The organism is Bacillota bacterium, from assembly GCA_023511455.1.
In the GTDB taxonomy this organism is placed as follows: domain Bacteria; phylum Armatimonadota; class HRBIN16; order HRBIN16; family HRBIN16; genus HRBIN16.
This window is the reverse complement of sequence record JAIMBJ010000019.1, coordinates 50,337-64,981: the sequence shown is the minus strand read 5'-3', so window position 1 is coordinate 64,981 and position 14,645 is coordinate 50,337. Positions and strand designations below refer to the sequence as shown.

Here is a 14,645-nt window from a genome sequence, read left to right as displayed (position 1 = left end):
CGCTACGGGCGCGACCTGACCGACCTCGCCCGCAAGGGCAAACTCGACCCCGTCATCGGGCGCGATGAGGAGATCCGGCGCGTGATTCAGGTGCTGTCGCGGCGCACCAAAAACAACCCCGTGCTTATCGGCGAGCCGGGCGTGGGCAAGACCGCCATCGTGGAAGGGCTGGCGCAGCGCATCGTGGCAGGCGACGTGCCCGAAGGGCTGAAGAACAAGCGCGTCTGGCAGATGGACCTGGGCGCGATGGTGGCGGGGACCAAGTACCGCGGTGAGTTCGAAGACCGCTTGAAGGCGGTGATGCGCGAGATTCAGGCAGCCGAGGGGCAGATTATCGTCTTCATCGACGAGATACACACCCTCGTGGGCGCGGGAGCAGCGGAAGGTGCCATCGACGCCGCGAACATGCTGAAGCCAATGCTGGCGCGCGGCGAACTGCGCTGTGTGGGCGCGACCACGCTGGACGAGTACCGCAAGCACATCGAGAAAGACCCCGCGCTGGAGCGTCGCTTCCAGCCCATTCTGGTCACTGAGCCAGATGTGGACGACACCATCGCCATCCTGCGCGGGCTGAAGGAGCGGTACGAGGTGCATCACGGCGTGCGCATCACCGACAGCGCGATTGTGGCGGCGGCGACGCTATCGCACCGCTACATCACCGACCGCTTCCTGCCCGACAAGGCGATTGACCTGATCGACGAGGCGGCGTCGCGCCTACGCATGGAGATCGACTCCATGCCAACCGAAATCGACGAAATCGAGCGGCGCATCCGCCAGCTGGAGATCGAACGCGAGGCGCTGCGCAAGGAAGACGACCCCGCCAGCAAAGAGCGTCTCGCGAAGCTGGAGGCGGAAATCGCCAACCTGCGCGAGGAGAGCAACCGCCTGAAGGCGCACTGGCAGCAGGAGAAGGAGATTATCACCAATATCCGCCGCATCAAGGAGCAGATCGAGCAGGCACGCCTGCAGGAGCAGGCGGCGGAGCGTGAGGGCGACCTGGCAAAGGCGGCGGAGCTGCGCTACGGCGTCATCCTCTCCCTGCAGAAGCAGCTGGACGCCGAGACGAAGCGTCTGGAGGAGCTGCAGAAGCAGATGAAGCTGCTGAAGGAGGAGGTGGACGCCGACGACATCGCCGAGGTGGTCAGCAAGTGGACGGGCATTCCCGTCTCGCGCCTGATGGAAGGCGAAATGCAGAAGCTGCTGCACATGGAGGCGCGGTTGCGTCAGCGCGTGGTCGGGCAGGACCATGCCATCGAGGCGGTCTCCAACGCGGTGCGTCGGGCGCGCGCGGGCTTGCAGGACCCCAACCGTCCCATTGGTTCGTTCATGTTCCTGGGTCCGACGGGCGTGGGCAAGACCGAGCTGGCGCGTGCGCTGGCGGAGTTCCTGTTCGACGATGAGCGCGCGATGATCCGCATCGACATGTCGGAGTATATGGAGAAACACTCGGTGGCGCGGCTCATCGGTGCGCCTCCGGGCTATGTGGGTTACGAGGAAGGCGGGCAGCTCACCGAGGCGGTGCGCCGACGCCCGTACAGCGTCATCCTGCTGGACGAGATCGAGAAGGCGCATCCCGACGTGTTCAACGTGCTGCTGCAGGTGCTGGATGACGGACGCCTCACCGACGGCAAGGGGCGCACGGTGGACTTCAAGAACACGGTGCTGATTATGACATCCAACCTGGGGTCGCACTATCTGGCGGAGAACGCCTTCCTGAACATGCAGGAGGCGCGGATGCAGGTGCTGGAGGCGGTGCGGGCGCACTTCCGCCCCGAGTTCCTGAACCGCATCGACGAGATTATCGTCTTCAACCCGCTGTCGGTGAACGAGATTAAGCGGATTGTGGACATCCAGGTTGGCTTGCTGCAGAAGCGGCTGGCAGACAAGCAGATGGCGCTGACCATCACCGACGCGGCGAAGGAGATACTCGCAGCGGAGGGCTTTGACCCCGTGTATGGGGCGCGACCGCTGAAGCGCGTGCTGCAGAAGCGCGTCATGGACGTGATTGCCATGAAACTGCTGGCGGGCGAGTTCACCGAGGGCGACCACATCGTGGTGGACGCACAGAACGGCGAACTCGTCTTCACCAGGCGCGTGGAAGCGGAAGTGGTGGGTTAGGCACTGCAACGGTGGCAAACGGGTTGCACGAAAGCAGGGGGCGATTGCATGTCCCCTGCTGAGGGTGTTCGAGAATAGGTAGTGCAGTGGGGTATAATCATACCATGAAACACCGAAACTATCGCATCACGCTCAGCACACTGCGCGCACGCGCTATCTACGAAGCCGTGACCCAGTTCACCGAGCAGCACCCGCTGCCTCGCACCAGAGGACGCAAACCCATCTACTCCGAAGCCCTTATCCTCACCCTCGCCCTGTTGCGCACCGCCCGACGCCTCTCGTATCGCCAACTACTCTTCTGCGTCGCCCCCGAAGTGCTGCCGGAGGAGCCTTTGCCCGCGCTGGGCACGCTGCTGTATCGTCTGCAGACCATCCCCGACGCACGCTGGCACGCGCTGCTTGATTGGCTGGCGGCGCAGGGGATTGCGCGGGAGGTTGTGGAGGTGCCGTTTGAAGTGCCTGTGGTGTTTGTGGACGGCACGGGTGTGGGTTTTGACACGCCGTTTGATGCGCAGTTTCGTCGTGGGTCAGAGATACGGCGGATACGTTCGCATGTGAAGGCGGTGGTGTTGGTGTATTGTCGGGGTGGTGGTCGTCGTTGGGTGGTGGGGGTGTCGTTGGGTGGTGCATATGCGGACGAGGGTCGTTTGCTGAGTGAGTGGTTAGGGTCGTATGGCAGTGGGTTGGTGGGTGGTGGTGCGTTGTTGGTAGGTGACAAGTTGTATGGGTATCGGGGTGGTTTGTTGTCGCAGGTGGAGGAGGTGGGCTGGTTGCCTGTGGTTCGTGTGGGTTGTGGTTTGCGTCAGGGCGTTCGGGACAAGGCGCGTGTTCGGGCGTTAGAGCGTTTGGGGGAGTATGGATGGGCGTTGGGGGAGCGGTATCGGGTGGAACAGGTGTTTGGGAGTGTGAAGTGGGTATATGGGAGTTACGTAGGATGTCGCAGTTGGAAGTATGCGCGGGTGCAGGTGTGGGGGATGTTGGTATTGTGGAACTTGGTGCAGTGGTTGCGGGTGGGAGGTGGAGCGGGTAATTTTTGGTGTGTGTCGTTGATGTTTTGGGTGGATGGAGCACAAGGAAAAGGAATTCTCGGACACCCTCTGTCCCCTGCTTGATTTTTTAGCTTCGACGATGTAGAATGTGGTTTAGAACAAACAGCTTCTACTTTCACTCGGATGTAGACAGTATGTGCATTATTCGGGTAGCCAGATGTCATCGGAGGTTCTGATAAGCAAGGGAGACAAAATCAGCAAAGCACCTGCTTAGTGACCAAGCTGGTGCGACTATCGGCAAAGGTGTCTGTGGAGAAGAGTCGATGTCCGCGTTGCAAAAGCGACTGGAGTTCTACGTGCGCACGCGCATTCCGGTAGTTCTTTGGGGACCGCCTGGAGTGGGTAAGACGGCGACGGTGCTGGCGCTGGGGGCGCGACTGGGATTGCCGGTGGAGACCGTCATCGCCAGCATCCACGAGCCCTCCGATTTCAACGGCTTGCCCGTAATTCACGATGGCAGGGTGCGTTTCGCGCCGCCGGCGTGGGCGGTGCGGCTACATCAGGCAGGGCGAGGCATCCTGTTTTTTGACGAAATCAGCAACGCGCCACCGGTGGTACAGGCGGCGATGCTGCGCGTGGTGCTGGAGCGCGTGGTGGGTGACCTCAAGCTCCCCGATGGCGTGGCGGTGCTGGCGGCAGCGAACCCACCGGACGTCGCGGCAGACGGATGGAACCTCAAGCCGCCGCTGGCAAACCGTCTGTCGCACATCTCGTTTCGCTTAGACCCGGCGCAATGGGCGGAGGAGTTCCCTGCCTACTGGGGTAGTCCTCCGCAGGTGGCGGGAGTGGACGAATCGGTGTGGTTGCGCGCCCGTGCGCTGGTGGCAGGATTCATCCGAACGCGCCCGCACCTGTTGCTGTAGATGCCCAAATCGGAGGAGCAGGCGGGCTACGCCTGGCCCTCCCCGCGCAGCTGGGACCATGCCAGTCGCCTGCTGGCGGTGGTGCTGCAGCAGAACCTGCCCACCGAGGAGGCGTTGCCCTACGTCGCGGAGACGGTAGGCGAGGGCGTAGGCATCGAGTTTGTGCACTGGTTGCGCAATACCGACCTGCCCGACCCCGAACACTTGCTGCGCCATCCCAAAGACCTCCAACTTCCAGAAGAGGGAGATAAGCAATACGCGGTGTTGTCGGCGGTGGTGGCGGTGGTGGTGAACCGCAACACGCTGGAACGCTGGCAGGCGGCTTGGCGGGTGCTGGCGCAGGCGGCAAAGCTCGGCGTGGATGACATCGCGGGGGCGGTCGCGCTGCAGCTGGCGCGGGCGGCAAAGACCAACTACATCCCGCCGGACGAAATCCGCGCCTTCCTGCCCCTGCTGCAGCGCGCTAATATCGTGCAGGTGGGGAGGTAGCCGATGGAGTTGCCAGAAAACCTGCGTGCGGCGCGTTTCCTGCTGCTCCGAGAGCGTCCCTACATAGCGGCTGCCGCCTTTGCGCTGATACCTGCCGCGGCACCTGGTCTCCGCAGGCGTGCGTTGGGGGACATCGGAGTAGACAGGCTCTGGCGTCTCTACTACGACCCGGAGGGCATCGCCCGCTGGAACACGCAGCAGCTGGTCGGTGTGCTGTATCACGAACTGTGGCACCTGCTGAACGCGCACCCCGAACGGCTGGCGGCATGGCCGCCCCGGATTGCCAATCTTGGGGGGGACCTGGCGATTAACAGCATCGTGCAGCGCGAGGGGCTATGCCTGCCAGAGGACGGGGTGCTGCCGGAGCAGTTCGGCTTGCCGCCCAATCTCACCGCCGAGGAGTATTGTGAGCAGTTGCAGCAGCAAGCGGACAGCCTGTGTGTCCCTCCTGGCGGAGGTTTGCTAGTGCAGGACCACGGTTCCTGTGCGCACGGGCGTCAGGAGGCATGGGAGTTGCCAGCAGATGCCGCTTCCGTTTCGGCGGTCAGCGACGCCCATGCGGAGTTAATCCGTCGCGAGACGGCGTTGCGCATCGTGGAGTATGCGAAGTCGCAGGGCAGGGTGCCAGACGAAATCCTGCGCTGGGCAAGGCAGAAGCTGAAGCCGCAGGTGGACTGGCGGCGGGAGTTGCGCGCGGCGGTTCAGGGCGCGCTGGCGTGGACGATGGGATTGGAGGATTACACCTACAGCCGCCCCAACCGCCGTCAGTGCGCGTTGCCACAGGTGGTGTTGCCCAGCCTGCGCAAGCCGCTGCCGCGCGTGGCGGTGGTGGTGGACACTTCGCGCTCGATGAGCGAAACCGAGCTGGCGCAGGCGCTGGCGGAGATTGGGGCGGTGTTGCGGCAGGTGCGCGAAGTCACGGTGCTGAGCGTGGATGCGGCGGTGCACGAGGTGCGGCGCGTGTTCCGGGCGGAACAGGTGCAGCTGGTAGGTGGAGGAGGCACGGACATGGGAGTGGGCATCGCCGCGGCGCAGCGGTTAGTCCCGCCGCCCCACGTGCTGGTGGTAGTGACGGACGGAGTTACGGGCTGGCCCGACAAGCCGCCGCGGGGGATGCGGGTAGTGGTGGCGTTGACGACAAAAGAAACACACGCCCCCGCATGGGCGCGGGCAGTACGATGTATTCCAGCCAGAGAGACGGAGGAATGAGCGAGATGGCGCACAAAGTGGACGAACTGATACAACAGTTGACCCGCGGCGATTGGCGGACAAGGCGCGAGGCGTGTTGGGCGCTGGGTGCGTTGGGCGACGTGCGTGCCTTTGAACCGCTCCTGCAACGGCTGGGGGATGGCTACAGTTCGGTTCGCGCGGCGGCGTGTTGGGCGCTGGGTGCGTTGGGCGACGTGCGTGCCTTTGAACCGCTCCTGCAACGGCTGGGGGATGATGACAGTTCGGTTCGCGCGGCGGCGTGTCGGGCGCTGGGTGCGTTGGGTTTTGGGGCAGAGGCGCAGCTGGTGACCGAAGGGCTGGAGGGGAAGGCGCAGGCGGTGGAGCAACTGCGCCATCGCATCGCGGCTGGCGAGGAGCAGTTGTGGCGTCCACTGCTGGCAGCGTTGCAAGACCCTCATGCAAAGCGCGCAGAGGTAAGCCGGTTGCTCGGCAAGTTGGGCGACGTGCGTGCCTTTGAACCGCTCCTGCAACGGCTGGGGGATGGCTACAGTTCGGTTCGCGTGGCGGCGTGTGAGGCGCTGGGTGCGTTGGGCGACGTGCGTGCGGTGGAGCCGATGCTGCCGCTCCTGGAGCCAGAACTGGGTTTTGGCTACTTGGTTCTTCAATCAGCTGCCTGTGTGGCACTGGCGAAGTTGGGCTGCGAGCGGGTATGGGAGAAAATCCCGCGCATGCTCAATAGCAGAAACACGGTCGCCCGCGTCGCTGCCTGTGAGGCGATCGGCGAGTTGGGAGATGCTCGTGGGGTGAAGCTTTTGATCCGACGGCTGGCTGATAAGAAAAGCACGGTTCGCGCGGCGGCGTGTCGGGCGTTGGGCAAGTTGGGTGACCCCCGCGCTGCCAACGCCATCGTCCAGTTGACGCTGCAGGAGAAAGTTCCAGAGGTACTGCAAGCCGCGCAGGAGGCGTTGGAGAGGCTGCTGCCCGCGCAGCCCCAGGGGTGAAGGCAGTTTGACCTGACCCCCATCCCCCTTCCCTGCGAGGGAAGGGGGAGCCAGGACACCCCTCTCCCGCAGCGTCGGGAAAGGGGCAGGGGGTGAGGGCACCAAACTCCCCTCTCCTCGCAGGAGTAGGGCAGGTGTTGCATTGAACCATACCGCACGATACATTTTTGGGGGTGAGGCCTCATCCATCCATTACAGATACCACCCGATGAGCTTCGCTGTGACGTGACCCTGCGGTGCGGGCAGACGTTCCGGTGGAAGACCGTCGCGCCCGACACGTGGAGAGGGGTGATCGGCTCGCACGTCATTACGCTGCACCAGACGGAGCGCGACGTGTTCTACGAGGCATCCAACGGTGAGGATGCAGTGCCCTTATTAAACGACTATCTCCAGCTGCACGTACCCCTTGCGCCCCTGTATCGGCAGTGGAGCGTCGCAGATGCCCGTTTGGCGCGGGTCGCGCCCGCCTTTCCGGGCTTGCGCGTGGTGCGTACCGACCCGGTGGAGTGTCTGTTCAGCTTTCTCTGCTCCAGCGCGAATCACATCGCACGCATCACCCGCATGGTGGACGCGCTCTGCCAGCGTTACGGCGAGCCGCTAGGGGAGGTGGAAGGAGTAAGGTATTACCGGTTCCCTTCTGTGTCCACACTGGCGGCGGCACGCGAGGAGGAGCTGTTCGCTTTGGGATTCGGCTATCGGGCGCGGGTGGTGGTGCAGGCGGCGCGCGCGCTGGCCGAACGGGGCGAGCAGTGGCTGTATGCGCTCAGAGATGTTCCCTATGAGGAGGCGCACCGCCAGCTGCTCACCCTGCCCGGCGTGGGACACAAGATAGCTGATTGCGTCTGTCTGTTCTCGCTGGACAAACCGCAGGCGATACCAGTAGATACCCATGTCTGGCAAATCGCCCGGCGCGACTACCTGCCCGAACTGCAGGGGCGCAGCCTTACCGAACGAGTATACTGGCAGGTAGGCGATTTCTTCCGGGCGCGGTTTGGTGCATACGCGGGCTGGGCGCATAACGTGCTGTTCGCGGCGGAATTGGCGGCGTTTCGGCAGAGGGTGCAGGCAGGAGAGGTCTCCGCTTAACGCGAAACCTTGCTGTAGCAATCCTGCAACACACTGGAGGCTTTTTCAGCATGGCACGAGTGGTCGTGGTCGGCAGTGCAAACATGGACATGGTGGTGCGCGCCCCGCGCATTCCACGACCGGGCGAGACCATCGTCGGGACGCAGTTTGTCATGGTGCCCGGCGGAAAGGGCGCGAACCAGGCGGTGGCGGCGGCACGTCTCGGCGCGCACGTGACCTTTGTGGCGCGGGTGGGCAACGACCTCTTTGGCGACCATAATCTGGAAGGCTATCAGCACGAAGGGATCGACTGCCGCTTCATCGTGCGGGATGAAGAGACCCCGTCCGGAGTGGCGTTGATTGCAGTGGACGCGGAAGGGCAAAACGCGATTGTGGTCGCGCCCGGCGCCAATATGCGGCTGGCTCCGGAGGATGTCGAGCGGGCGGAGGAAGCCATCGCAAAGGCGGACGTCGTGCTGGCGCAGCTGGAGGTGCCCATCCCCACCGTGACCCGAACCGCCGATTTGGCACACAAGCACGGCAAGCGGATGATTCTGAACCCAGCCCCTGCGCCCAGACAACCCCTGCCTTCTGAGCTCTTGCGACACGTAGACATCCTGACGCCCAACGAAACCGAGGCACAGAGCATCTGCAACGCGCCCGCGTATGCCTCTGCGGAATCGATGGGGCAGGCGCTGCGTGCGCTGGGCGTGCCGACAGTGATTATCACCCTGGGCGCGGAAGGAGTACTGCTTCAGGACGCCACAGGTGCCCAGCGGATGCCCGCCTACCCAGTTCAAGCCATAGATACAACAGCTGCCGGGGATGCCTTCGCGGGCGCGCTGGCGGTTGCGCTGGCGGAGGGCAAGGGCATCGAGGCCGCCGTGCAGTTTGCCCAGCGCGCCGCTGCCCTGTCGGTGACCCGCCTGGGAGCGCAGCCGTCCCTGCCCTACCGCGCAGAGGTGGAGGAATAGCCTGCCTCCTTTACGGCCAAATCTGGTGGTTGAGGTGTTGCATCACCAGCAGGTTAGGCGTGACGTGCGCGGGCATCTGCAGCAACTGGATGATGGCGTCCGCGACGTCCTCGGGTTGTAACAGCATGTCCGCACGCGGTTTGCCCGGAATGCCTTCCCAGAACGGACTGTCTACGCCCGAAGGACAGATGACGCTGACCCGAATGTTCTGCCGACGCAGCTCGTGCGACAGCGACTGGCACATGCCCACCACCGCGTATTTGCTGGCAGCGTAGATACTGCCGTTCGCCAGCGGCTTGATGCCCAGTATGCCCGCGATGGCGACGATGTGCCCGCCCCCCGCTTGCGTCAGATGGGGCAACGACACCTGAGCGATGTGGTAAAGCCCTTTGACGTTGGTATCGAAAAGGCGGTCGTAGGTCTGTTCATCGGTGTCGGCAAACGCGCCCAGATGCCCCACCCCCGCCGAGTGTATCACCATGTCCAGCCTGCCGAAATCTAACACGACTCGCTCCACAAAGCGCTGGCAGTCCTCACGAGAGCGCACATCCGCCTGCATGGCGATGAGCGAGTCGCCCGAGGGGTCTAACGCCGTCACCCGTGCTATCCCCTCTGCCGACAGCCCACACACGCCCACATTCGCTCCTTCATCCAGCAGGCGTTTGGTGAGCGCAAGCCCGATACCACTCGTGCCTCCCGTGACGATGGCAACCTTCTCCGACAGCATGGTTACTGTGCGTGACCTCCTTTATAGTGAAAAGCGTCGAATAGCAGCAGAAACGCTCCCTGCAAAGTTATACCCCATCCGAAGCCGTGCAGTAGCGCACTGCGTCCCCAAATCACCATGCCCAGCCCTACCAGCACGTAACCCACATCGAGAAAGACGTTCACTTTCAGTAACCGCAGCAGCTTAAGGCGTTCCGCCTCCTCATCGGCGATACCCCGACGCTCCTTTTTCAGCACGCCATACAGTCCTGCCGAAGCGATAAGCAGGTTGACGAACCCCCATGCCGCGTTCATGCCCCCGAAAGCCTGCCAGAACGAACGTTCTGCGGAGAGCAACGCAAGGAGACCGCCTGCGAAGATGCTGAGCAATGACCACGCGGTGAGCTGTTTGAGAAGCCGAAGTTGGAAGGCTAAAATGGGTATTGACGACATGCTTTGAAAATACGTGCAGGAGGATACGTCCTCCTGCACGGGTCGGTAGGTTAGTAGGTCTTCTTCTGTGTCTGCTTCGGAGGCAGAATCACGGTGTCGATGACGTGAATCACGCCATTGGTGCACATGATGTCTGCCTTCACCACGTTCGCTTTGTTGATGCGCACCTTGCCGCGCGAGGTGGCTATCTTAATCTCCGCTCCCTGCAGGGTCTTCGCGCTCTTGAGCTTGACGACCTGGTCGGAGGTAACCTTCCCGCTGACCACATGGTACAGCAACACCTGCCTGAGCGCTTCCTTGTCCTTCAGCAGGGCGTCCACCTGCGCCTTCGGCAGTTTGGCGAACGCCTGGTCGGTCGGAGCAAACACGGTGAAGGGACCCTCACCACGCAGGGCGTCCACCAGCCCCGCTTCCTGCACCAGCTTCACCAGCGTGTTGAACTGACCCGCTGCAATAGCGGTGTCCACGATGTCCTTCTCCGCCGCGCGAGCGGCAGGCATTACCAATATTGCCAGAACCATCGTCACTGCTCCGGCGGCAATCAGCTTCCGCAAAACCTTCATCTCCTCCTCCACGATGCGATTTATTTAGACATGCTAACTACATGTCCGTTTCCTCTATACGGAAGCGCGCCCGCGAAGGTTCCCCACGTGCCACGAAGAAGTGGATTGCTACCCATCATCCAGCGGTGGAAGTTCGCGCGGAATCGAGTTGTGGGAAACGTTCATCTGGGAAACGCAAGATGATGAATCAGCTGCCAAAAGCTTGCCTATCACGAGCTATAATATATCCGTCAATTGAGGCAACGGTGCGACCATGACACCACAAGGCACTGTGCTGTTAGCAGGCGGAGGAGTAACCCTACCTGAGACAGTGCGAGCGTTCATTCGGTTTGCTGGCGGTGTGGACGCGCGTATCGTTATTCTGGCGCACACACAATCGGACCTCCACGAGGCTGGCGAGCAGTCGGTGGCTCTGTTCGAGCAGCATGGCGCCCGCAACGTGGTAGCCCCCGATTCGATGCAGGCAGAGACGCTTGCCAGCCACCTTCACGAAGCCAGTGGGGTATGGATTCCTGGCGGCGACCAGAACCGCTTGATGCGGCTGTTGGGACACTCCAGTGCGTTCCGTCAGGCGATACAGGGGGTGTTGCGTCGCGGCGGCGTCGTTGGCGGAACCAGTGCTGGTGCCTCGCTAATGGGTCGCTGGATGCCAACCGGCGAACGCAACGCCAGAGAGGCTGTGCGACGGGGGGCAGTCTCGCTAGGACGTGGGTTAGACCTGCTGCCGAACACCATCGTGGACCAGCACTTCATCCGCCGCAATCGGTGGGCGCGGCTGCTGTGCGCGGTGCTGGAACATCCCGACTGTGTGGGCATCGGTCTGGACGAAGGGGCATGGGCAGTCGTGCAGGCTAATCAGTTGCGCGTATACAGAGGGCAGGTGGTGGTGCTTCGGGCAGTTACTACCCCGCGTGAAACGGGGCGGCTGATGGGCTGCCGCGACCTTCGGATGAGCCTGCTGTTGGAAGGCGATACTCTCTTGCTGGGCGAGCGGCGTGGCTAAATGTTCATCTTCTTGAACACACGCTCGGGGATGCTGCGCATGACCAGCATCACCAGCCACCACACGGCGGGCACGTAGGCGATGTCTCTGCCGCGCAGGATAGCCTGCACGCTCTCCCGTGCCACCCGCTGTGGCGATGCCAGAAACGGCAGCTTATCCCGCCCCCACGTCATCCGCGTATCGATGAAACCGGGCTTGATGGTCGTGACCTGTACCCCCTTCTTGCTCAGCCGGTTGCGCAGACCCTGCAGGAATAGCGACAAACCACCCTTCGCTGCGCCGTAGGGGTAGTTCTGCCCGCGCCCGCGGTCGCCCGCCACCGAGCTGACCCCCGCGATGAACCCCGTTCCCCGCTGCTCGAAGTAGCAAGCCGCCAGCGTTAGTAGCGACGCTGCGCCAGTGAAGTTGACGTCTATCAGCCGCCGCACCGCCTGTGGTTCACGGAACGCCTCTTCCAGTCCGTCCATGCTACCCGCCACCCACACCACACCGTCCAATCCGTCCATTGCCTGCACCACCTGCTGCCAGAACGCCTCATGCGTCTCGATGGCGGCGGCATCAAAACGTCCGCTGTAAACGGTCGTCCCAAAGCGGATACGCACATCGCTGGCAACGCGCTCCAGCTCGTCCCCATCGCGCGCGGCAAGGAAAAGCGCATCTCCCTGCTTCGCGAACTCGTGCGCCATGTAGCGCGCCAGCGGAGAGGTCGCCCCGACAATCAGCAACCGTCTCATTTGCTCACCTCCACCAGACGCAGGCGTCGCGCCAGGTCGGACTGCAGCAGCCCGTTTGGGTCTACCTGTGCTTTCACCTCGCGCCAGCGCGGCAACAGGGGATACGTGGCGTGGAAGGTCTCTGCCGACATGCGTGCATCTTTTGCCAAATACAGTCGTCCGCCCGCACCCAGCACGATACTGTCCAGCTCGTCCAGCACCTCAAACAGCCCGCGACGCACGGAAAAGTCCAGCGCGATGGTGTAGCCGGGCATGGGGAACGATAGCATCCCGCCGCTGCTCTCACCCATGCGTTTCAGCACCGACAGGAACGGATAGGCGCGTCGCTGCTGGGCAGTTCGCAGGATGTCCTCCAGACTCTTCACGCCGTTCTCATACGGCAGTACACACTGCCACTGCACGAAGCCCCGTTTGCCGTAGGCGCGGTTCCACTGCAGGATGCTGTCCAGCGGATAGAAGTAGGTGTTGTAGTCCACCAGCACGCTGTCACGGGCAGGGTGGGTGGCGTAATACAGGTTGTTGAACACTCGCAACGATAACGGGTTCAGCACGAATTCAGGCACATCGAGAGGAAGCTTTTTGTCCCGCTTGCGCGGAATGCCAAACGGATTTTGCCTCTGGGCATTGGGCAGCTCGCCTGCCCCTGCGTGGCGCCCGAACATCAGCACGCCCCTGCCGAAGCCTCTGCCCTGTGCCACACAGTCCAGCCATGCCACCGAGTAAAGGTAGTCCGCGTCGCGCTCGTGGAAGGTGTTCAAGGTGTCGTCGAGGTCGCGTGTGCGCACGTAATCCACCACAATCCAGGCGGTCTCCACGGGGCGTAGTTGCAGTTCCACCTCCAGAATGATGCCCGTCAACCCCATCCCGCCGACGGTGGCGTAGAAGAGCTCCGAGTTCTGCTTGCGCGAACAGCACACGGTTTCACCACCCGGCAACAACAGCGTCAATGAACGCACGAAGTTGCCGAGGGAGCCGTCGTGGTGGTGGTTCTTGCCATGCACATCGCATGCCACACACGCGCCGACCGTGCAGAACTTGGTGCCGGGCGTCACTGGTAGAAACCAGCCGCGAGGCAGGAAAGTGGCGATGATGTCCGCCAGCGCAACGCCTCCCTCACACCGCAGCAACCCCGTTTCCGTGTCAAATGCGAGGTAACGGTCGAGGCGTTCCATCAGCAGCACGCCCTGCTCGCTGTTGAGCGCGGCGTCGCCGTATGCCCGACCGAGCCCTCTTGGCAGGTAACTGGACATCCCGCCATGCTGCAGCACCTCCGCCACCTCCCGCACCCGCTCGGGGCGAAAGAGGTAGCACAGGGCACTAGCGTAACGACCCCAACCACTAAGGTACACCTGCTTCTTGCAAGGGATTGACTTAAACATTGACTGAGTCCGAACGTGCGAGCGGGGTCTTTTGGGATACACCTTCCAGAGCGGCAATAAGCGACGGCGCGCTTAAGAGAAACACGAGGGGATACAACTCTAGCAACCCGCGAAACTCATCAATCCAAGCAAACATTACGTATAGGGGTAGGAGGAAGACGCAGGAAAGCGCGAAGAGAGTGCGCAAGACTACAGGTTTTTGTCTCCAACGATAGGAAATAAGCAGCAAAGCTGCAGCGATGACGAGTCCAAAACGCACATGTTTGAGACCAAAATCAGTGAAGAATGGTAGATTATAGTCAAACAGGTGAAACTCCATGTTAACTCCTGCGTTACTCCCATAAAAGCGCAGAAGGTAGTATCGCCACACGCCCCACACTGCGAGCTGAAGGGCAGTCTCGCCCAGCAGTTGGCGGCGAGGCGTACCTCTGGCGAACGCAAACCAAAACATGAAGGGCAGCAGCAATGCTGTCTCTTTGTTCAGAACAGCCAAAACAAATGACAAATAGTATAGCTTTCTATAAGTTGTCAACAAGGCGTATGTCGCTAAAGAGAAGCAGAATAGAGTGGTAGGGTCATACGGGTACGGACCGTAAAGCAGCAGTATCGGTGCGAGACCAACAAGCCCCAATACGGGTAAAACCCAGCACAAAGACGGGGAATAGCCATACAGTTGGCTAAGACTGTGCTTCCATACAACGCCTGAAGCCGCCAGACACAGGGTCATAAGTAATACGACGACAAAATACTCGAAGCGATAAACTGGCGCTTTTCCCAATAAAAGCCAACTGTGCTTTTTTGCAAACCGCTCTACAAAATGCACGGTTTGATGCTTGAGAGGTGCAATCTGACCAACCACGAACGCAGTCTTGGGCACTAGCACCCGGTATACAAAAGGTCTCCACGCTGTACCCTCTATCATTTTAGAGAGATACGCCCTTCCATCTACGTAGAAGCCTCTGCGCAACACTACTGCCAGCAGAATAGCAAAACTCAGCCCCACGTAGAATGTTAGCACAAAACCAATTCGGATAACTGGATTCCAAAGGTCTCGCTCAAACATGCTTCACCTGGAAAAT

Annotated in this window: 13 protein-coding genes and 1 pseudogene; 8 read left to right on the top strand and 6 right to left on the bottom strand. The window is 61.7% G+C overall.

Annotated features, from left to right (window positions below):
- From clpB to rbsK, 7 genes and pseudogenes are all read left to right on the top strand, one after another.
- A partial coding sequence (gene clpB, locus K6U75_11080; GenBank protein ID MCL6475580.1) for an ATP-dependent chaperone ClpB occupies positions 1–2,118 on the top strand: 2,118 nt, incomplete at its 5' end.
- Positions 2,119–2,222: 104 nt separating this feature from the next.
- Positions 2,223–3,230: a hypothetical protein gene (locus tag K6U75_11075; protein ID MCL6475579.1), complete on the top strand. Its 1,008-nt coding sequence runs from the start codon at positions 2,223–2,225 to the stop codon at positions 3,228–3,230.
- Positions 3,231–3,430: 200 nt separating this feature from the next.
- Positions 3,431–4,519, top strand: a pseudogene (locus K6U75_11070) (MoxR family ATPase).
- 3 nt (positions 4,520–4,522) lie between these two features.
- On the top strand, positions 4,523–5,728 hold the full coding sequence (locus K6U75_11065) for a VWA-like domain-containing protein (GenBank protein ID MCL6475578.1): 1,206 nt from the start codon (positions 4,523–4,525) through the stop codon (positions 5,726–5,728).
- A gap of 5 nt (positions 5,729–5,733) precedes the next feature.
- Entirely contained in the window at positions 5,734–6,690 is a 957-nt protein-coding gene (locus K6U75_11060) for a HEAT repeat domain-containing protein (GenBank protein MCL6475577.1), read from the top strand.
- 225 nt (positions 6,691–6,915) lie between these two features.
- On the top strand, positions 6,916–7,776 hold the full coding sequence (locus K6U75_11055) for a hypothetical protein (protein MCL6475576.1): 861 nt from the start codon (positions 6,916–6,918) through the stop codon (positions 7,774–7,776).
- 50 nt (positions 7,777–7,826) lie between these two features.
- Positions 7,827–8,729, top strand: coding sequence for a ribokinase (gene rbsK / locus K6U75_11050; protein ID MCL6475575.1), 903 nt, complete (start codon positions 7,827–7,829; stop codon positions 8,727–8,729).
- A 10-nt stretch (positions 8,730–8,739) separates the two neighbouring features.
- On the opposite strand, the gene K6U75_11045 is transcribed toward rbsK, so the two are convergent.
- The 3 genes from K6U75_11045 to K6U75_11035 form a co-directional block, all read right to left on the bottom strand.
- Positions 8,740–9,456 carry an SDR family oxidoreductase gene (locus K6U75_11045; protein MCL6475574.1) on the bottom strand — a complete coding sequence of 239 codons (717 nt, stop codon included), beginning with the start codon at positions 9,454–9,456 and terminating at the stop codon, positions 8,740–8,742.
- A gap of 2 nt (positions 9,457–9,458) precedes the next feature.
- A complete protein-coding gene (locus K6U75_11040; protein MCL6475573.1) occupies positions 9,459–9,749 on the bottom strand; it encodes a hypothetical protein in 291 nt (96 codons plus the stop codon).
- Positions 9,750–9,937: 188 nt separating this feature from the next.
- Positions 9,938–10,450 (bottom strand): fasciclin domain-containing protein, encoded by a 513-nt coding sequence (locus tag K6U75_11035; protein ID MCL6475572.1) that lies wholly within the window; start codon positions 10,448–10,450, stop codon positions 9,938–9,940.
- A 253-nt stretch (positions 10,451–10,703) separates the two neighbouring features.
- Here K6U75_11035 and K6U75_11030 point away from each other — a divergent pair, with 253 nt between their 5' ends.
- Positions 10,704–11,453, top strand: a complete 750-nt coding sequence (locus tag K6U75_11030) for a cyanophycinase (GenBank protein ID MCL6475571.1) — start codon at positions 10,704–10,706, stop codon at positions 11,451–11,453.
- Here K6U75_11030 and K6U75_11025 read toward each other — a convergent pair.
- Genes K6U75_11025 through K6U75_11015 form a run of 3 tightly spaced genes read right to left on the bottom strand, consistent with a single transcriptional unit; the run spans position 11,450 to position 14,629 of the window.
- Entirely contained in the window at positions 11,450–12,187 is a 738-nt protein-coding gene (locus K6U75_11025; GenBank protein ID MCL6475570.1) for an SDR family oxidoreductase, read from the bottom strand. The two genes, K6U75_11030 and K6U75_11025, sit on opposite strands and share 4 nt — an antisense overlap.
- Complete coding sequence (locus tag K6U75_11020; GenBank protein ID MCL6475569.1) at positions 12,184–13,566, bottom strand: FAD-binding oxidoreductase; 1,383 nt, start codon at positions 13,564–13,566, stop codon at positions 12,184–12,186. The genes K6U75_11025 and K6U75_11020 overlap by 4 nt, the downstream gene beginning before the upstream one ends.
- Positions 13,559–14,629 (bottom strand): hypothetical protein, encoded by a 1,071-nt coding sequence (locus tag K6U75_11015; GenBank protein ID MCL6475568.1) that lies wholly within the window; start codon positions 14,627–14,629, stop codon positions 13,559–13,561. The genes K6U75_11020 and K6U75_11015 overlap by 8 nt, the downstream gene beginning before the upstream one ends.
- Between the last annotated feature and the right edge of the window lie 16 nt (positions 14,630–14,645).